General features: G+C 44.5%; 17 protein-coding genes. 9 read left to right on the top strand and 8 right to left on the bottom strand.

Annotated elements, in window-relative coordinates; translation table 11 throughout:
- From U5R06_19910 to U5R06_19945, 8 genes are all read left to right on the top strand, one after another.
- Entirely contained in the window at window positions 1–522 is a 522-nt protein-coding gene (locus tag U5R06_19910) for a capsule assembly Wzi family protein (GenBank protein ID MDZ7725011.1), read from the top strand.
- A 95-nt stretch (window positions 523–617) separates the two neighbouring features.
- Window positions 618–1772, top strand: coding sequence for a glycosyltransferase (locus U5R06_19915; protein MDZ7725012.1), 1155 nt, complete (start codon window positions 618–620; stop codon window positions 1770–1772).
- Window positions 1769–2530, top strand: a complete 762-nt coding sequence (locus tag U5R06_19920) for a hypothetical protein (GenBank protein ID MDZ7725013.1) — start codon at window positions 1769–1771, stop codon at window positions 2528–2530. Before U5R06_19915 ends, U5R06_19920 begins: the two co-directional genes overlap by 4 nt.
- Complete coding sequence (locus tag U5R06_19925) at window positions 2527–3639, top strand: glycosyltransferase (GenBank protein MDZ7725014.1); 1113 nt, start codon at window positions 2527–2529, stop codon at window positions 3637–3639. Before U5R06_19920 ends, U5R06_19925 begins: the two co-directional genes overlap by 4 nt.
- A complete protein-coding gene (locus U5R06_19930) occupies window positions 3636–4619 on the top strand; it encodes a radical SAM protein (GenBank protein ID MDZ7725015.1) in 984 nt (327 codons plus the stop codon). Before U5R06_19925 ends, U5R06_19930 begins: the two co-directional genes overlap by 4 nt.
- Before the next feature lie 56 nt (window positions 4620–4675).
- Window positions 4676–5533 carry a hypothetical protein gene (locus U5R06_19935; protein ID MDZ7725016.1) on the top strand — a complete coding sequence of 286 codons (858 nt, stop codon included), beginning with the start codon at window positions 4676–4678 and terminating at the stop codon, window positions 5531–5533.
- On the top strand, window positions 5526–7847 hold the full coding sequence (locus U5R06_19940) for a DEAD/DEAH box helicase (GenBank protein MDZ7725017.1): 2322 nt from the start codon (window positions 5526–5528) through the stop codon (window positions 7845–7847). The genes U5R06_19935 and U5R06_19940 overlap by 8 nt, the downstream gene beginning before the upstream one ends.
- Window positions 7840–8331 carry a hypothetical protein gene (locus tag U5R06_19945; protein ID MDZ7725018.1) on the top strand — a complete coding sequence of 164 codons (492 nt, stop codon included), beginning with the start codon at window positions 7840–7842 and terminating at the stop codon, window positions 8329–8331. Before U5R06_19940 ends, U5R06_19945 begins: the two co-directional genes overlap by 8 nt.
- Window positions 8332–8358: 27 nt before the next feature.
- On the opposite strand, the gene U5R06_19950 is transcribed toward U5R06_19945, so the two are convergent.
- Complete coding sequence (locus U5R06_19950) at window positions 8359–9153, bottom strand: phosphoribosylaminoimidazolesuccinocarboxamide synthase (protein MDZ7725019.1); 795 nt, start codon at window positions 9151–9153, stop codon at window positions 8359–8361.
- A gap of 208 nt (window positions 9154–9361) precedes the next feature.
- On the opposite strand from U5R06_19950, the gene U5R06_19955 reads away from it, so the two are divergent.
- Window positions 9362–10750, top strand: coding sequence for a UDP-glucose 6-dehydrogenase (locus U5R06_19955; GenBank protein ID MDZ7725020.1), 1389 nt, complete (start codon window positions 9362–9364; stop codon window positions 10748–10750).
- A gap of 118 nt (window positions 10751–10868) precedes the next feature.
- Here the strand turns inward: U5R06_19955 and U5R06_19960 are convergent, their stop codons facing one another.
- The 7 genes from U5R06_19960 to U5R06_19990 form a co-directional block, all read right to left on the bottom strand.
- Window positions 10869–13838: a glycoside hydrolase family 9 protein gene (locus U5R06_19960; protein ID MDZ7725021.1), complete on the bottom strand. Its 2970-nt coding sequence runs from the start codon at window positions 13836–13838 to the stop codon at window positions 10869–10871.
- Window positions 13839–14092: 254 nt separating this feature from the next.
- Window positions 14093–15484, bottom strand: coding sequence for an IS1380 family transposase (locus U5R06_19965; protein MDZ7725022.1), 1392 nt, complete (start codon window positions 15482–15484; stop codon window positions 14093–14095).
- 227 nt (window positions 15485–15711) lie between these two features.
- The gene (locus tag U5R06_19970) at window positions 15712–16959 is read right to left on the bottom strand and encodes a tagaturonate epimerase family protein (GenBank protein ID MDZ7725023.1); all 1248 of its coding nucleotides are present in this window, start codon (window positions 16957–16959) and stop codon (window positions 15712–15714) included.
- Window positions 16960–16974: 15 nt separating this feature from the next.
- On the bottom strand, window positions 16975–17991 hold the full coding sequence (locus tag U5R06_19975) for a LacI family DNA-binding transcriptional regulator (GenBank protein MDZ7725024.1): 1017 nt from the start codon (window positions 17989–17991) through the stop codon (window positions 16975–16977).
- A gap of 193 nt (window positions 17992–18184) precedes the next feature.
- Entirely contained in the window at window positions 18185–18526 is a 342-nt protein-coding gene (locus U5R06_19980; protein MDZ7725025.1) for a hypothetical protein, read from the bottom strand.
- Window positions 18527–18674: 148 nt separating this feature from the next.
- On the bottom strand, window positions 18675–19094 hold the full coding sequence (locus tag U5R06_19985; GenBank protein MDZ7725026.1) for a hypothetical protein: 420 nt from the start codon (window positions 19092–19094) through the stop codon (window positions 18675–18677).
- A gap of 98 nt (window positions 19095–19192) precedes the next feature.
- A complete protein-coding gene (locus U5R06_19990; GenBank protein MDZ7725027.1) occupies window positions 19193–19363 on the bottom strand; it encodes a hypothetical protein in 171 nt (56 codons plus the stop codon).
- Between the last annotated feature and the right edge of the window lie 288 nt (window positions 19364–19651).

Consider the following 19651-nt stretch of genomic DNA (forward strand, 5'->3'; position numbering starts at 1 on the left):
ATGACCGTACTTGAACTTTGGCAAAACTATTTCGGGAATAAATTCGCGTTCAATTTCGGATTCTTATGGACTGATCCCCTGGGTATTGAAAACCTGAATCTCAAAGCAGAATACACCCGAATTGATCCATTCGTGTATGCGCACAAAGATTCGATCAATATCTATACCCACTACGACAAAATCATCGGGCACCCGCTGGGTCCTGACTCGGACTCTGCCTACCTTGGCATGCAATCATATCTGCATCGTGATTTTTCTGTCAGTACCTTTTATGAAAAAATCAGGCAAGCGGACGGTTATCCGGATACACACTCACGGCCTGAACAAGGAGAAGAGAAGAATTTCCTGGACGGTCGCTTTGAAACCCGGCACAAAATTGGTGTAAAAATACAAAATCAAATCCGGCGGGATATTTTTGTATCCGCTTCCTATACATATATCCATATCAATGACGCGAATCTGAAACCCGGTAAAACAGCGACAGATCAGACAGCCTGTTTTCAACTATCATTTAATTATTAAATCCGTTTCGCGCTCTGTCCGGCTGTAGATCACCAGAAATGTTACATCATAAAGCAACGAACCAAGTTGTTTGATTTGTAATCTCGGGACATTGTATGCTTTTTGCACATATTTTTATCCTGTTAACTGTTCTATACTGTTTAATGATTCTTTTATTTCTAACAGGATTGTACCGGAACAGACCGGCGCACAATCCGGAAAAATTACGGGTATCTGTGATCATTGCCGCCCGTAATGAAGAATCATATATCAGTCATGTGTTGAATGACTTGCTCAATCAGAATTACCCGCAAGAGCTTTACGATATAACAGTGGTGGATGATTGTTCAACAGACCGTACCTGCGAAATTGTAAAATCTTTTGAACAGGCCCATGACAACATCCGCTGTATCCGACTTGAGAACGTTCCGGAAGATTTCAGTCCCAAAAAATACGCACTGGAACAAGCTGTAAAGGAATCCAAAGGTGATATTATTTTAACGACAGACGCGGATTGTCGACTCGCACCGGACTGGATCCGGGGCATGGTTCGATACTTTGCACCGGAGACCGCCTTTGTCATAGGATTCTCGCAACTGACCCGTCCTGACAAAACATACAATCTGATAGAACACCTCCAATCGTTTGATTTTTTAGAAATGATGGGAGCCGCCGCAGGCACAGCCAACCTCGGATATCCACTCGCTGCCAGCGGACAAAATATGGGATACCGCAAATCTGTTTTCCATAAAATTGGAGGATATTCCCGGGTTAAGCATCGGATTTCCGGAGATGACGTTCTGCTGCTGAACCTGATCCGAAAGTATACAAACCATAAAATCGCATTCGCATCGCATCCGGATACCTTTGTGTTCTCGCACCCGCAGCCCACCCTCGCAGCCCTGCTCAACCAACGAATCCGCTGGGCCTCCAACGGATCGTATCAAATTCAATTGAATTTTTTATTTTTCATCTACCTGTTGCTTGTTTATATCTTTAACCTCATGCTGCTTATCGCGTTACCCCTGAGCCTGTTGTTGCCGTCAAGTATCCCGGTCACATTGGCCTGTCTGGCCTCGCGCTTTATCTTTGAAGGAGCGCTGGCCATGAAAAGTGTAAAATTTTTCAACCGGAGAGACCTGCTGCCGTATTTCAGTCTCTGGTTTTTTGCCCAGATACCCTATATCATTTACGTTGGACTTTTGGGGACGTTCGGGCGTTTCAAATGGAAAGAACGCGTGCACTCGGCGGATTCAGGATATTGCCCATGAAACCAGCTGTATTATTTACTCTGACTATCATTCTATTGACGGGTACCCGGTTGCAGTCGCAGATGACCCCGGACACTATCATTGATGAATGCCTGACCTATCATATGATCTACAAAGGTCTGCATGTTGCTGATTCGCAGCTTTTATTCAGCCAACAAAATCCGGACACGTTTTTGATAAGCTGGTATGCGAACACCCGCTCCATATTTTACCTGTTATTTCCCCTTGAAAACCTATATCGAGTTTACTGGTCTCCGTCCCTTGAACTTTACAAAATGGAAAAACGGATCAGACAAAAAAATATCGATCAGGACTGGATTATTCACTATAACAGACAACAGCATTATGCTGTCACAAATAATGGTAAACGCTGGGAGATCGATCCCGCTTGTCGGTCCCTTCTCGGCATGGTTTATTATGTGCGACTCTACGATCCCGATTTGGGAGATTCGTTTTCATTTGTCGCGGATATTGAAAGCGAATGCTGGCAGGTCAGCGGAACAACAACCGCCGCCGTTCAAGAGTACGATTCTATCATCAAGCCGGAACGGGATATCCTGTTAACGTTCAAACCACTCAATGACACCAAAAACCGCTCCTGGAACTCTGACCTTTTCACCAATAATGTTTCCAGAGAAAACGCCTGTCTGCACATCAAACTGGGTCCATCGCCTCAGAGCGTACCCACCATGATCGCGTTTGAAAACACCGATAAACCGGTGCGCATGCAGCTCGTAAAAGTTGAGGACAATTTATGATTGCCCTCGTATTGGCATTGCTGTATATGTGTTTCGGACTGTTTATGTTCGGGTCTATCAGAAAAATCCGCTATCCTCTATCCGTTCTTCCTTCAGTATCGGTCATTGTTGCATGTAAAAATGAAGCAAAAACCCTGCAAACCAGCTTGAATTCATTGACCAAACTGGATTACCCATCAGACAAACTTGAAATTATCATGGTCGATGATGGATCTCAGGATAACTCGTTTGACATCATTCAGGCATTTGTGTGCAAAAACAATAAAATATCCTGTTTACGACTGGATCCTCTTGAAAAAACAAAATCCGGCAAGGCGGGCGCCATCATGAAAGGAATCGAAAAAAGCAGCGGAGAGTTTATATTTATAACGGACGCCGACTGTTCCGTCCCCCCAACCTGGATCAAAGGTTTGCTCTCAGCTTTTGACGCTCAAACCGGTATCGCGGGAGGATTTACTCTGGCGCCGCCCCGTCTCGCTGTTTTTCAAAAGATGCAAAATATAGATCTTTTATATCTGCTCAGCGTCGCATCCTCAACTTCAGCCCTTGACAAACCCACCAGCTGGGTGGGTAACAATATCGCTGTCCGAAGAGAGGCGTACGACAGCATAGGCGGTTATGCAGCCCTGGATGACAGTCTGGTGGAGGATTTTGCATTAATTGCAGCGCTGGACAAACAAACCCGATGGAAAAGCTGCTTTTGTCCCTCTCCCCAAACTGCAGTTCAAAGCAGGCCCCCTCAAACCCTGCGGGACTGGTACAATCAACGCAAACGCTGGGCCTGCGGAATTCCGCAAATGCGCCCCCTCGGTCTGATGATCATGATTTTGAGCTTTCTGGCACACCTGGGAGTGCTTGTCTCCGTGTTTAAAAGTCCGTTCTCCCTTTTTCTGCTTTGTATTTTCATTATGATCTGCATTGATTATGCCCTGATTTATAAAACATCACGGTATTTGCAGTATTCATTCAACTTGATACACTTTGTATTTTTTCAATTTTACTACTTTGCTTACTCGAGCTTACTGCCGTTCTTTCTATTCTTTGACCGCACTGTTGTCTGGAAAGGCCTTACCTATCGCACCCGGAATAAGCGTCAGGTTCGCGTATGATCCCACCGTTGCTCTTACATTATTATATCACACTTCGCTGCAATTGTCAGTGTACGTTTTGTGATATCCAAAAACCGGTTGATGCCGATTATTCTGATATTGTCCAAAATCTGCGCCATGGACGCGATATGCATATACCGTTTGTTGATTTCACCGGCGGTGAACCACTGCTGCACCCTCAATTGCCTGACATGCTGGAACAAGCGCAACATCTGGGATATAGAACCAGCGTAACCACCAATGCACTGCTCTATCCGGAACGGGCAGAGGAACTAAAGGGGTTAATCAATTTTTTTCATATTTCTCTGGACTCGCTCGATCCGGCACAGCACAACAGCATCCGGGGACGTCCTGTGTACGACCGGGTTATGCAAAGCCTGGACACAGCGGTTCGTTTGGGAGAACAGCCGGATATTTTATATACAGTTACACCACAAACTATCGGACAACTTGATGCCATGGTCCGGTTTGCGCAGCAACTGCGGCTCGTTCTGATCCTCAACCCGGTTTTTACACGCTCTAAACTAGAGCCCGAACACCTTGCAAAGCTCGAACGCTATGCCGCCTCCCCGTTTATTTATGTCAACAAAGCCTTTCACCACCTGCGCCGCAATGGTGGAAATCAAATTCAGTCACCCCGCTGCCGCGTCATGGACGCCGCAGTTGTGATATCTCCGGACAATAAACTGCTCCTGCCCTGTTTTCATTATGCCCAAACCGCTCTTCCCATCACCGGACCGCTGGCGGCACTGAGACAGCAGCCGGAATGGAAATACTATCAAAAGAATCAAGGCAGATTATCCGTCTGTCAGGGATGTGATTTGAACTGCTATTTCGATCCGTCATTTCATTATCAATTCGACATATTTTTTCTGGAAAGTATTGTTGCCAAAATGCGTTACACCTATCATAAACGAAAACCCCCTGTAAAAACAGCGTCCGCACTTTTAATTGCTGAACACTGTCGAAAAAAAGCTTGACTTTTAACAATACATAAGCTATTATAAATGTTAATATTAAATTTACGAAAAACAACATGGACCTTACAAGAGACAGAATTCTAAAAGAAGCCGGTTCCGAGATATTCGCACGCGGTGAGAAGCTTTTCAGCCAGGATCGTGTCAAGCTCAAGGATATCACCCTGGATAAATTCGACGCACAGGTTGATACCCGTGCGTCTTATCATGTCTCTGTTCAGCAAATTGGCGAAACACTTTATTCGAGCTGTACCTGTCCCTACTGGACCACCTGTAAACACGTTGTGGCCTGCATGCTCAAAGCTCACGAATGGTACCTGGAGCATGGTGAACAGCTTAAACACAAACAAGCACATCCCGGCTGGAAGCCGTTTTTTGCCAAAGCGCTGGAAACTCCTGCACCGCCCGTGGAAGCCTCGAGCCGGACTTTTCAACGATTCAAAGTAATCTATATTTTGACCTTAACGGCCGAATCATGGTCAATAACCCCTAAAAAGGCTTATATTAAAAAAGACGGCACATTGGGACGTCTTTCCAATATCGGTGAATTTAATCTAACCAGCAAAGATCTCATCTATTCGGAAAATGATCCCATTATCGTATCTTTTCTGCAGCACAGCGATGTACAACACAAATCGTTTTATCACCAGCGATATTTCGGACACGCGCATTTTTCCTCCGGACACCTGTATCATTACAAGTACGGAAGCCGCCTGGGCCCACTATTTGACTTGCTGAGAGACAGCGCCCTCTTTATAGATAATGAAAACGACGAACTCATCCCAATCACGATTGAAGAAGAAACCGCCAGACTCGAACTACAGGTCCGGGAAGGCGAGAAAGAATATCGTATCGAACCCTGGGTTCACCTTGAAAAAAAAGAACGTTTGTCACCCGAGTTCCGGATAACTGACTGAAGAACCGCTCTGGCTTTTCAGGAACAACTCGCTCTACAAAGTCAGGAATCAGCAAAATGCATCGTTGTTTCTGCCGTTCACCAAAAAGAAATTCGAGCTCAGCATTCCCCGCCGGGAATTTTTAAGCTTTTTGGAAAAAATGTACGGGACGATCAGCAAAACAACTTATTTGCAGCTTCCGGATTCGTTGGTCATGCGGGTCATCCAATCCTTCAACCGCAAACGCATTTTATTAAAAGAAAGTGCGTATTCATTAGAATGTTCATTGGAACTAAAGTATGATCATCATACGATTAATTACTCCAACCCTGAAACCGTGCTGTACCGACAGGACACCGATGGTATGGTAAAAATTATTAGAAATCCTGAACAGGAAAATCAGGCGGTGCAGCAACTTACCGACACAGGTATTCGGCATAGAAAAAACGGATCGTTCCGCATTGGTGATTCCAGAGCGCTTGATTGGTTGTTCAATGCGGTGCCGGCTTTGTCAAAACAGGACTTTGAAATAACCGGTCGTGAACGCCTGAAACGTTACAAATTCCGGTTCGGCAGTCCAAGTGTCCGCATTGCCGTTAATTCACAAATCGACTGGTTTGATCTCAATCTTGACATCAAAATCGACGGTGTTACATTACCGATCCCGGAACTGGCCAAAGCCATTCGGCAAAATACCCGGTATGTCAAACTTGCGGATAAATCTCTGGCCCAACTACCGGACGACTGGTTCCAGCGTTTTCGGCATCTCTTTCATTTTTCACAGCTGGATCAGGAAAAAATCAGGGTTAAGGAATTTCATGTCACCTTGATTGATGCGTTGTTCGAGAAAGAAGCCCGAATGCAGACAGATGCGCATTACCGTCAAAGTCTGAATAAACTGCACAACTTTCAGGGCGTTGAACACAAAGAATTACCGAAAAGCCTGCGTGCTGTGATGCGGCCCTATCAAAAAGCCGGATATGACTGGCTGTATTTTCTCAAATCCTATTCATTCGGCGGCTGTCTGGCCGATGATATGGGACTGGGGAAAACTTTGCAAACCCTGGCTTTGCTTTTAAATGAAAAACAGCATGGCAGCCATATCCCGAGTTTGATCGTATGCCCCACGTCCGTCGTCTTTAACTGGGAAGCCGAATGCCAGAAATTCACACCGGCTTTGAGTATTTTAACTCACACCGGTCTTAAACGCGGACGCTCCACAGAGATTTTTAATGATTATGATATCGTTCTGACAACCTATGGTATTATGCGCCGTGATATTGCCTTTCTCCGCGAATTCCGGTTTCACTATATCATTCTTGACGAGTCGCAAAAAATCAAAAACCCAATGTCCCAGACCGCCAAGGCCAGCCGACTGTTGAACGGTCAAAACAGGCTGGTCCTGACCGGCACACCTGTTGAAAACAATACCATAGAGCTGTGGTCGCAATTTTCATTTCTAAACCCCGGATTACTGGGAGACCTTTCCTTTTATAAACGCGAATTTACCGTTCCCATTGAAAAAGACAAAAAAGAATCGCCCACCGTTCTGCTGCGGGATATCATTTATCCATTCATTTTACGGCGAACCAAGGAAAGTGTGGCTCGGGAATTACCGCCGAAATCGGAACAGACCTATTATTGCGCCATGAATCCGGAGCAGGAGAAACTCTATGCCCGCTGGAAAAATCATTACAGGGCCTTGATCCTCAACAAAATAGAAGCAGACGGACTGGAAAAGGCACACATGAATGTTTTGGAAGGTCTGGTGAAACTCCGACAAATCGCCTGTCACCCGCAGCTTGTGGAACCGTCAGTGGAAGAAGATTCGGGCAAACTGGAATATTTGATGGAAATTATTGAAGAGATTCTTTCAGAAAATCACAAAATACTGTTGTTCTCTCAATTTGTCAAAATGCTGCGTCTTTTACGCAAACGTCTGGATCATTTGAATATTCCTTATGCATATCTGGATGGACATACCAGCAATCGCAAACAGGTGGTGGATCGTTTTCAGACTGATAAAAATGTAAAAATTTTCCTCATCAGCTTAAAAGCCGGGGGAGTCGGCTTGAATCTGACAGCAGCGGATTATGTCATTCATTACGATCCCTGGTGGAATCCCGCGGTCGAGGTCCAGGCCACAGACAGAGCGCACCGGATCGGACAAAAAAACCGGGTGTTTGTTTACAGACTGATCACCAAAAACTCGGTTGAAGAAAAAATGCTGAATCTACAGGCGCGTAAAAAGAAACTGGTTTCCGACCTGATCACCACAGACACGACCTTTTTTAAATCCCTGACTGCCCAAGATATTAAAGTTCTGTTTGAATAAACAACGGGTTGCTATGGAGCTTGGTTCCTTTCATATTTCATTATCCGAAACTGAACTCAATGAAACCGTTCGGCGCATTCAGCCGCAATTTCCGGCATTACAGAAATTAAATCTGGAATTGACCGAAAATCGATTCATTTTGAGCGGTCAGATTAAGAAACTGGTTTCCATCCCCTTTCGCGTGTCTTTTTACCCCTTTTTTCGAAACTCTGTTTTGATATTCCAGATCGGAGAAAAAGCAAATCCCGGGAAAATCACAAAAGCGGTTATGCATTTGCTTTTGGATAAATTGCTCAGAAAACTGAATTCACGCCTTATTAAACATTCCGAGACGCAAATCACAGTCGATGTGAATGATATGCTCGCCGAATTGCACATGAATTCAAATTGCACCATACAGCGGTTTGAATTGCAGAACAAAACACTTTATCTGGAGCTGGACGGAGAGGTTTATGTTAATTTTCAGACGCTGCTGACACCCTAAATGACGAACAGCGTCTGAAATAACAGCCTAAAATTCAACAAATTTTTGCGTTAATTGAGCAATAGCCTGAAATTTATCCTGAACATCCTGTAAATCCCCTCCCATTCGGTAATTATCCTTGTCCAGCCGGCCGGCGGGGTTCAATTCAGACAGAACATTCGTTTTTTGCAAATCGGGAGTCTCGCTTGCAAACGGCCACAATCGAAACGATCCGCCGGTTATTTCATCGATCAAAGTGACAGCGCCGTCAATGATCCCGTATTCCAGTTTAAAATCGACAAGCTGGACCCCGACACGTGCAAACGCATCTTCAAGCACCTTGAACACCTGGTCATTAATGTCCTGCATCTGAAGAAATTCTGTTCCGTTTTTCGCTTTGATGATGTAATCCACAAAAACCGCATCCAGCATGGGATCGTGCAGAGAGTCATCTTTGTAGTGAAATTGCGTGATCAGCGGATCAAAGCGGTCGCCTTCTTTAACTTTATTGTTCCATTTGAGAATAGACCCGGCAGCCACACGGCGGGTAACGACTTCCAGATCGATCTTGCGATCCAGTTTTTTCACCAGACTCACTCTATTTTGAGGGCTGTCAATATAGTGAGTACGGATTCCCTTTCGATTAAGATACTCGAAAATATCCTTGTTCGTCTGCCAATCCACCTGAGCCTTGCCTTCAATGACATCGTGCTTGACACCATCGCCCGCCGTAATGTCATCCTTGAACACCATATACACGCTGGATGCATCATCCGGATTTTCATAGATAACTTTGGTTTTTCCTTCATTTATTTTCTTCAATGCGTCAAAATTCAATCCCATACCCACCTCCTCTTGACTGTGAAAAACGATTAATAATAATATAAAATACATTATATTGAAGAAAAGGTCAAACAGTATTTTCCAAGAGATTCAAGAATCTGTTGGAATTTAGTATCAAGTTTACGATATTAGGGTCTTGTTTTTTGAATCAGAGATAAGAAGAATATTTAAACACTCCGAATACAAAATATGACAGGAGGAAGATATTATGTCCGCCGCAACATTCGAAAAAAAGATACTCTGTATAGGCGCGGGTTATGTGGGCGGCCCCACCATGGCAATGATCGCGGCAAAATGCCCGCAGTACAAAGTCACAGTTGTAGATATCAATCCGGATAAAATTAAAGCCTGGCAGTCGGAGGACTTGCCGATCTATGAACCCGGTTTGCTGGATGTCGTTAAACAGGCGCGCGACCGCAATCTGTTTTTTTCCACTGACATTACGAATAATATCAAAGAAGCTGATATTATTTTTGTATCGGTCAACACACCCACAAAAACTTTTGGAGAAGGAGCGGGAAAAAGTGCGGACCTGCAATACTGGGAAAAAACAGCCCGCGATATTATGCACGCATCCGAATCAGACAAAGTCATCGTCGAAAAGAGCACGCTGCCCGTGCGTACAGCAGCGGCGATGGAACGGATTCTGCGCGCCAATGACAAGGGCATTCATTTCGAAATCGTATCCAATCCTGAATTTCTGGCCGAAGGCACTGCGATCCAGGACCTAAGAAACCCGGACCGCGTCCTCATCGGAGGCCGGGAAACCGAAACAGGCAGAAAAGCCAGACAGGACATTGTTGATATATACGCAAACTGGGTACCCGGAGACCGAATCCTGACAACCAATTTATGGAGTTCCGAGCTTTCCAAGCTCGTGGCCAACGCATTTCTGGCCCAGCGAATTTCTTCGATCAATTCCATATCCGCCCTGTGTGAACAAACCGAAGCAGACGTGACCGAGGTATCGCGGGCCATCGGCAAAGACAGCCGCATCGGCAGCAAATTTTTGAACGCCAGCGTGGGATTCGGAGGCAGCTGTTTCAAAAAAGATATTTTAAATCTGGTCTACATTGCAGAATCCTATGGTCTCTATGACGTGGCCGCCTACTGGGAACAGGTGGTCAAGATGAACGAGTATCAGGAACACCGGTTTGTGCGCACCATGATCCGGGCATTGTTCAACACCGTGGCCAACAAACGCATCGCTCTGTTTGGGTTCGCATTCAAAGCCAATACCGGAGATACCCGTGAATCCCCGGCCATAACCATCACACGCCGACTGATTGAAGAACATACCAATGTGACCATTACCGATCCCAAAGCCATTCCGAACGCCAAACTTGACCTGCAGGACATTCAGACTGAAATTGAATTTGAAGCAGATCCCTATCGGGCTGCCGAAAATGCGCATGCTATTGCAATCCTGACAGAGTGGGATGAATATAAACACCTGAATTATCAAAAAATCTTTGACAGTATGCAAAAGCCCGCATTTCTGTTTGACGGCCGCAATATCCTGGACCGGGAAGAGATGTTTAAAATCGGATTTAATATGTACAGTATCGGCCATCCGGCCCTGTCGCATCTCGATTAATATAAAAAAGATGCACGCCCTCCAGGCACAGCGCCTTTTACGTTTCACAAACAAAGTTTGAGAACCGGATTTGGTTATTTGAGCCGCCGAAAATTTGCCCGGACGATTCCGGGCTTTTTCATTTAACGAATAAACATTTTTTGATATCAGAAAATTCGTCGGTTTTCAACTGATAAAAATAAACACCGGATGCCAGTTCCTGCGTATCCCAAATGGCGCGGTAGCGTCCGGGCGATTTATAGCTATCGACAAGCGATTGTATTTTTCGGCCGGACACATCATACACACACAGCTCTACATCCGAGGCCACGGGAAGTTCATAAGCAATTGTGGTTCTCGGATTGAACGGGTTGGGATAATTCTGTCCCATATGAAAAGATTTCGGTAATCCGGCTTTATCATCCACGGAACTGCTACTTTCAACAAGTTGGATACGTGAACTGACACCTTCTTCCGGTTTGCATATTTTGCCCTTGTCATCAAAAGCCTTGACCGTGATCAGCCAACTGCCCGGACTCACGTTATAGTCGCTCAGATTCCATTCAAATTTAAACTGCTCCTCTTTGTTGCTGCTTTCACCCATATAATGCCAGCTGAAATAATATTCAACCCGCTCTACATCATCTGACGTCTGAACGGTCAGATTCAACGTGCTGTCGACCGGCACTGTGATCCCGGCCTGCAAATTTAATGTAACCGTCGGACGCTGATTTGGAATAGTTCCGCCGCTTTGTTCGCCGCATAAATAACCATAAGCAAAAATAGCCTGACACAAGGTTTGGTGTACGGTCCATTCGCTTCCGGCAATGCTGTTGCGGTTGTAAAAGCGAGCTTCCGCATCCGGAAAATTTGATATATGCGGATAAGCCGTGCTGCGTGAAAAGTCTTCATCTCCAACCCAGCTCCAGCCGTTGCCGATGTTGCCCTGATTGCCCTGCTGCCAGTCACCACTCCTGTGCATCTCATAGGGTACAAAACCGGGCAAAATAGGATTGGTATACACCATACTGTTATAATCAATCAGTGCCCAGGAATCAATATGAAACGGCTGCGGCTCCGAATAATCCCCGACGCCGGATATTTTCACCAAATCCATCTGGTTGCCGCCCAGCGTGTAATCACAGGTGCTGTAACAGACATTTAGATATTTCTGTTCGCCGGTGAATTCATAAGCAGCAGCCGGCAGGAATATTCTGGGCGTGCTGAACGTGCCCAGCATAAACAATATATTTTCATCAACCCCGTAGCGAAAGGCGCGATTTGCCGCCGTATTCACCATTTCCACATCCGCACGTCGAATCAGGGCATCAATACAGTCCTGCTTGAGGGACAGGTCCAGATTCGGGTGATCATCAGGGATCATGGCAAACACGGTGGCGGCAAAATGCCAGGGCTGGATATTGAACCACAAGGAAGAATTTCCAAACCGATCGTTGCGGTCCACACTTTGTCTGAAATCAGCTTGATACGCACTGTCCGCTGTCAACCGATACAAGGCGGCAGCTGCTTGCATTTTTGCTTGATTCACATCATCCTCAGCATCCAGGCCTTGATTTTGAGCCCAGTCATAAGCATATATTGCTTCAGCCCGCCAATCCGTGCTGTCTCTGTAAACTGAATCCGGATCAGCAGGTTCAAGACAGCAGGCCAGCCAGCCGGCGGCGGCCGCGTAACGATAGGTCATTAGCACCATTTCCCCGCCTTTGAGCGCTAGCGGACGTTTGTCCGCCCATGACGGCTTTTCACCGTCACCGGCATCCACACCGACATAGCCGGGAACGCCGCCATCCGAATAGCCGTAAGCGATTAAACTGTCTTTGGCGCGTTTATAAAACTTGATCAACCACATCGCTTCATCCAGCACATCCGGGAGACCGTTCTCACCCTCACGAATCCAGTCTCCGGCGGCGGATTCCTTATAGGTCTGAGAAATATCTCCATCAGCAAAGTTTTCCGGCTTTAAATCATACAAGGCCAACAAAGTCATAGGGACGCGATAATGCGAAGGATATCCATCCCAGTCACCGGCGTCATGATACCAGCCCCATACCCCCTTGATCTGTCCCATAGCAGTAGACGTATCCGGATCACCATGGTCGGACAACTCGGGATAAAAATACATTCGAATACCGTCCTCGGTGCGATGATCTCTCGGATAATTGAATCCCGGTTCTATTTCCTGAATAATCCCCTGACGCTGATAAAACATGGCGCGCGTTGTGGCGTAAAATGGCTCACGATAAATATCCCTGTCAATTTCAAACGGATACGAACAGCCCATATCCGGAATCGCAACCCGGTAGCGACCCGGCGTATCAAAGTCAGTGAAATCGCATTGCCAGACATCCGTCAAACTCGAGTTGGCATGTTCAAAGCCTTTTTCCGCATTAAATTCGATTGTTTCTTTAGATTTCCGAAACTGGATAATGCCGGTGAAAACAATTTCATGATCCTCAGTTCGAATAATGTGAAACGATTTCCCTTCAAATTCGGACAAGTCGAGAGCGCCATTTACATGCGGCGAGTGAGAAAAATCACCCATAAAATTTGACAAATAAGCATATTTTGTTGCATCCGGGACATAACCGATTTGATTGACATGTATGGCCGGAGAACGCAATGTCTTATAATCATACGTCAATGTGTAGCGGTTGACATTGGCAGCAAATCCATCCAGGCTGACCGTATATGTGCTTTCTGCATGCATGGGCTGCGGCAACTCTAAATAGACCCAGTGATGCTTGAGATGAGTAGGCTCATTTTGATCGTAAAGATTATTAAAGTGCACGCCTTTGGCCTTGCGGCCGATCGTGACAGGCTGCATTGTACCAGCCTCTGAATGACCGAATACTTGATAGCCCGATGTATCCATAGCCGCCGCGACATCAAGTGCACTATAGTATATTTTATTACCGTTATACCGATCTTCATAGGAAGTGAAATAATCGATATGACCTTCATCAAATGTGAGCTGTAAAATCTTGTTTGTAACCGGCAAGACACGTACAAGATCTGCGGAAAAAACGGAACTGATAGCAAACATTAAAATCAACACAGCCAGGCTGAACAGATTGCACACTCTCATCATAGCTCTTTTTTTCCCTACTTGACTATTTTTTAAATCTAACCTAAATTGATCGATTTATAAGGGCACCAAATAAAACCGGCGCAAAATGTTGCCGGTGCCGTCTTTTTCTATTTGTTTTCATCTGAAATAACTTCTTATTACGCAATCAACCTTGCTTTTTGAACTGATTTTTCATTAAAGTCAGAGAATTATCAGTGTAACGGCATACTTCTCCCATTGTTTAGCTCTTTAATACGATTAATTTTTATTATGTTTTACGTCACAAATGCGGGTTCATACTCCTCAATGAATGACCATAATTTTAAAATCTTCAGGGAATCATAGACTGTCTGTGTTACCCTTAGTATAATTTTTCCGCCTGTTGTCACAATTTTGGCTGCAAAATCAATCATGATCCGACGAAAGGTATTGGGGTAAGCGGTAACTGGTACTGCTTCACAGGGGATGTCCCTTTTATATGCTTCAAAAAGAAAATGGCTGATGATCATCAAATAGTAAAAAACTCTATTCATACCGAAACGCTTAAATGGTAACTGTTCTCTTCCAGCAAATTCTTTCTGTGATCGGTGTACTAATTCAGCTCTACCTCGACTGTGGTTTAACTCGATAATCTTTTCGGCCTTGAGATAATTGCCACTACCAGCATTGATTAGTTTTTCATCCAGCTCACTGTTTCGGCCTATATTGGTATAGATTACTGAATCCGGTTGTGCAAAATCAAATAAGAGTTGACCATTTTCCTCAGCTTTCTGAGAGGTAAAAATACAACGGCGAAATGTCTTCCATGATTTGAGGCGATTAGCAAATTCGACAAAAGTCCATGTCTGTCTATAAGAACGAAAAGCATCATAACTAAGATTGTTAACATATTGTTTAATATCGTTATATATTTTCCCGGCACAAACATAATGAATACCAAGGCGTTGTTCAAAGAACCGAAAGTTCTGGTCATCCATAAAACCACTGTCTGTTAGCAGAATGATTGGAACATCTTTATAGCGACGTCGAATAGCTTTGACCAGACGCCCCACTGACTTTATAAAGTCGCTGCCATGATTACAATGAACATCTCCGGCTCGGAACAGCGCATCAACAACATAAGGCCCCCAACTAATTTGCATAGGCTGGAATCCTTTTTTATTTTTATAGGTCACATTTGAGCCTTCACGCTTTTTAGCGCCGTCATTGTCGAAAACTACGCTGTCACCAAAAAGAATAACTTCTTTGGGTTGTTCAATAATAAGTCGCCAAATAAACATCTCCAACAAAAGAGACCGAAATATCATTTGCCCAACAAAACTGAACTTGCGAAACATCCTTTTGATTTGATGGGATGTTGCCATTTGTTCCGGGCGATTTTCGAGCACGGCAGCATAGGCTTCATCGTTTTTTCGACGATCAAAAGAACAGATTGACATATCCGTACCATCAATAAACCAAGCAAAAAGCTGTTTGACAAACTGACGGTATCCCAGTCCTTTAGAAGAGCCTTTTAAAAAGCTAAAAACGTTTTCAAATAGAGAATAGAATCGAATTTGGTCAATATATCTAAGAAAAAACAACAGACCACCACGACCGCTAATTTTATCTTTTGTGATCTCAATTTTTGATATTTTAGGTTGCGTTGTATCGGTTTTTTTCTGCATATTATGGCTACCTTTTGGGTTTTGTTGTTATTCTTTTTATTGGTTACACAACTAAAATAATAACAAACTATTATAAACCCAAAAGGTTTTTTATTTTTTTAAAAACCGCTCAATTTAGGTCTAAGTTATTTTACGAAAAACATTTCGAAAATCAAAAGCATTCCAAATGTCCATTGATGTTGTGTCAAACAGATGTTATTTCCTGCAGTTTTGATGACAGCAAGGTTCTATTCAGCCGGAAAAACGGCCCGAATATGACGTTTTAGCAGATTCTCGGTTACATGCCGGGAAATCACAGTTTTATAGGTCTGCAGCGCATCCAGATATTGATCTCCCATTTCCGCCGCAATTTTATAAGCGACATGCAAAAGCTGCCTCACATCCGGCTGATAATTGGCATGCTGCTGATTGTGCCGAAGTGCTGTTGCAAATGTTTCAGAGTCCCATTCTGATACCTGACCGGGACTGGGCAACTTGTCGAAATGAATATCAATGACTTTTGCATAGGGTTTGGCCAGTTCATCGTAGCGTTGATAGGCTTGAGTGTAAACCTCGATAGCCAGTTTCAACCCATCACCTCCGGCTTCCGCGAGCCCAATCAACTCTTCCAGCCAGGTCGTGCCGGCGGTTTTTAGATGCAATCCGGCATTAAACCGCTGCAGGGCCTCACGAATCGGAGTGTAAATGGCAAATTTATCGCTGCCTGAATGAACACTCAGCTTTAAATTATCCGGTAAATCAAATGCCACAACAGCAAGACGGATTACCGCCAGGTCCTGTTCAAACTCGGTTTTGAACTGCTGTACGTCTCCCACATAATCCACACCTTTATTAAAACGGCCGGAAAACCGCGGAGCCAGTGTTTGAACCGGAATCCCCTCATCCGCTATTGCAGCCAGTATAAGAAAAAGTTCCGCCGGTGTCTGCGCAGAGGCGGTCTCGTCCATAGAGACTTCAATGACAAATGAATCTCTGGACTTTTCCTGAATATGACGGTAAATTCGTCCTGCTTGTTTTACAGCGTACAGGAACGTTTGCGCAGCCCGTTCAAGAGCGTCCTTGGTGATTTTCAGCCGGGTTCCGAGGACCGGCAAAGTCAGTTCCCCTATCAGGTTCGAGTGTTGATCCACAAACGCACGTATTTCGTCCTCGCCAGCAGATTCACCGATTTGATCGGCCACGTCCAGCGTAAAGAAATCACTTGCCTTGATAAATTCATCCACGGTATCCAGCCCGATATGATCGGCATCCACATAATAGCTATCGTTCCAGTTCATATCATTTACAGCGGTATCCGCTTCCTGGCGAACCTGATCCGGATGGGTACCCACAATCTGGTGTTCGCGGTGTGACTTGTTCCAAACCGGCACCACCGAAATCCCCATTTCCCGCGCACGTAACATCGCAGTAAGCTGCGCCGATCCTTCCCGGCCAAACCGGTCTCCAATTCCCATCGAATATTTTTCAATTTTCAAGACATCTCCTTTCATTTATTGTATAGATTTCACTGAAGCCCGTTCTACGAGTTTCGCCTCAACCACATACCGCTGTTGTATCTCAGACGAAGCATCGAAAGAATCGAACAATACTTGCGCTGCTGTTGTGCCAATCTTGAATGCAGGGACTTCAACCGAGGTCAGGGGCACCCGCATAGAATTGCAGAACTTTATATTATCAAATCCTACAATTGATAGGTCATCGGGAATTTTTATATTGTGTTCCACAAGGGCATTTGACAATCCCACCGCCACCATATCATTGAAACACAAGGCGGCTGTATAGGGTACAGGCTGATTGAAAATTCGTTTCCCGACTTTATACCCCTCCTCAATTGTGGATCCGGTGGGAATAACATCCTCCGACTGCCATTCGGTTCTCGCTTCCTCAAGCGCCTGTTTATACCCCTTTATACGTTCAGCCGCGTTGATTGAATGATCAGGGCCGGAAAGAAATACAATACGTGAATGTCCTTTGCCCAGCAAATAGTTTACAGCCTGATAGGCGGCTTTGCGGTTATCAATCCCCACGGATGGAACACCGCTCAAGCCAATATCATTCAGGAGAACCACAGGATAACCATCGTTATGAATATCCAGAATCAATTCGTTATTGACATCATCCCCAAATAACGGAGATATGATGATCCCTTCCACCTGTTGGCGCACCAAAGCATCAATGCTTTCACTCTGATGCACGGAGGACAGTTCTGAACTGCCCAACAGTACCGTATAATTCCTTTCAGAGCATATCTGATACACGCCGCGCATCAGCTTGGCAAAAAACGGATTGTCAATTTCTTTAATCACCAAACCAATGGTTTGGGTTTTATGAGTGAACAAAGAACGGGCAAGCTGACTGGGTTTGTAATTGTATTTTTTCACCAAATCCATGATGCGCTTGCGGGTCGGCTCTGATATCCCCGGTCGGTTGTTCAACACCGCGGATACCGTGGCTTTGGAACAGTTGCCCATACGGGCAATATCATTGATGGTAATCGGCACTTTCACACTCCTCCGGCTTGTGTGAAACAGAATGATTGACAAGAACAGTGATTTGCACAACAAATCAACAGAAAATCGGCTCGGATTACAACAGGAATCTGGTCGTTACAATAATTGAACCGGTTTAATTATAACAGATTTTTCTGACAATGTCAAGGATAAAGCAGGTTTTCTTTTGGAGTACAATAAAAAATCTGGTCTATATGGAAATGCATACACAACTAAATCCGCGAATCGTTTTGAGGCTATTTTCCATTTGCACCAAAAGCGGAAAGGTCAATCTGAAATACAAGGAACAACTGACCTGTTTTTCTGCAAGTTCTAAAAATTCATTTTTACACGTTGACTGCGCTGGACCACAGTTCCAGTCAGCATCAATAGAACCAGAACCAGACCGAAAAAGGCATTTGTCACAGGCAGCAGGCGTACTATAAGCACGAAATAAACTGTACATATTGCGTTCGCGGCAATACAGAGCGATAGAATCAAATTGCCTGCTGATCTGGATGCCAAATTGAATAATCCGAGAAAGATCAAACATAAACCGGTTCCTGCGAACCAGAGCGCATCCAAATTTATCGCATCATAAAGGACAAGGGTCATAGCAGTATGAACAATGCCCAATACAATAAAAACTAAAGTCGCTATCACATGCATACGCACCATAGATATTATCCTGTTAACTGGTTTTATTGTTCCTTTAGTAATTTTTTATATTCCCGGAGCGTCTTTTTGTCAATCGGCTTGGGCTGAGAAAATATCCCCTCTTTTTTCTCAATCATGTCGCCTTTTTCGATCAGATTCCATACCATAACTTTAGCCCGAATGAATCGAGTGATTCGAGCGCCTTCTGGTGTTTGAATCACTACTCGCCTCATCATGCTCCCTTCCGCACCAAACCAGGCAGACAGCCAGTCTGCCTGAATTGTCTGCACGGTTCCTTTGTAGGGTTTTATACTCACAAAACCTCTATAGCAGGATAAACCAAGCACATACAGTAGCAGAGAAAAAAACAACAGGCCTGTAAAAAGTACCCATTTTGTCCCACTTGTCTCCAATTTCAATTTTCCGGATTGTTTATCCCGAATTAATTTAATATTCGCCTGCATAACCACCTTTGTACAGCTTTTAAAAAAATCAATTCCATAATCATTAAAACAGATTCGGCTTGAAAAGGCATGTACTGTTAACCGCAGGAAACCTGTTTTTAGCTGCTCTGGTGTAGATATTTTTTGATATTGTACTGTTCAGCCAAAGCCTGTTGCTCTGTTTCCGGCAGAAATGTTATATATTCTTTCCATCCCGGACACCAGTTAATATGCCAGCGCCACAATCGTCCCATCAGAGATTTGGGGTTTGCATCATATTTCTTTCGCATTGAGCATCTTTCACACCCCTTTTCAATTTTTTCTGACATGATCCCATATCCTCCCTTGGTAAGACAGCTAAAAACTAAGACTCTAAGCATTTAATATAAACAATTGCAGTCTACAAACAAACAGAAAAGTTGCAGCAATCCGTCCACTGTATCGGAGATATGATAACCTGTTGTTTGTTCTGTTTCCATAAATCCCGATCACTGACCGCAAGTCCCCGATGTCTCTATAATAGTTATTTTACCGTTAAAATTCAAGCCGAATTCTTTACTTTTTATTAACAACGATCC

It is taken from the genome of candidate division KSB1 bacterium (assembly GCA_034521575.1).
Lineage (GTDB): Bacteria > Zhuqueibacterota > Zhuqueibacteria > Residuimicrobiales > Krinioviventaceae > JAXHMJ01.

Coding starts and splice junctions, on each gene's coding strand:
- U5R06_19955 (MDZ7725020.1), top strand. CDS start 9,362: ATGTCCGCCGCAACATTCGAAAAAAAGATACTCTGTATAGGCGCGGGT.
- U5R06_19990 (MDZ7725027.1), bottom strand. CDS start 19,363: ATGCGAAAGAAATATGATGCAAACCCCAAATCTCTGATGGGACGATTG.
- U5R06_19910 (MDZ7725011.1), top strand. CDS start 1: ATGACCGTACTTGAACTTTGGCAAAACTATTTCGGGAATAAATTCGCG.
- U5R06_19985 (MDZ7725026.1), bottom strand. CDS start 19,094: ATGCAGGCGAATATTAAATTAATTCGGGATAAACAATCCGGAAAATTG.
- U5R06_19915 (MDZ7725012.1), top strand. CDS start 618: ATGCTTTTTGCACATATTTTTATCCTGTTAACTGTTCTATACTGTTTA.
- U5R06_19930 (MDZ7725015.1), top strand. CDS start 3,636: ATGATCCCACCGTTGCTCTTACATTATTATATCACACTTCGCTGCAAT.
- U5R06_19920 (MDZ7725013.1), top strand. CDS start 1,769: ATGAAACCAGCTGTATTATTTACTCTGACTATCATTCTATTGACGGGT.
- U5R06_19980 (MDZ7725025.1), bottom strand. CDS start 18,526: ATGTTTGATCTTTCTCGGATTATTCAATTTGGCATCCAGATCAGCAGG.
- U5R06_19965 (MDZ7725022.1), bottom strand. CDS start 15,484: ATGCAGAAAAAAACCGATACAACGCAACCTAAAATATCAAAAATTGAG.
- U5R06_19935 (MDZ7725016.1), top strand. CDS start 4,676: ATGGACCTTACAAGAGACAGAATTCTAAAAGAAGCCGGTTCCGAGATA.
- U5R06_19950 (MDZ7725019.1), bottom strand. CDS start 9,153: ATGGGATTGAATTTTGACGCATTGAAGAAAATAAATGAAGGAAAAACC.
- U5R06_19925 (MDZ7725014.1), top strand. CDS start 2,527: ATGATTGCCCTCGTATTGGCATTGCTGTATATGTGTTTCGGACTGTTT.
- U5R06_19960 (MDZ7725021.1), bottom strand. CDS start 13,838: ATGATGAGAGTGTGCAATCTGTTCAGCCTGGCTGTGTTGATTTTAATG.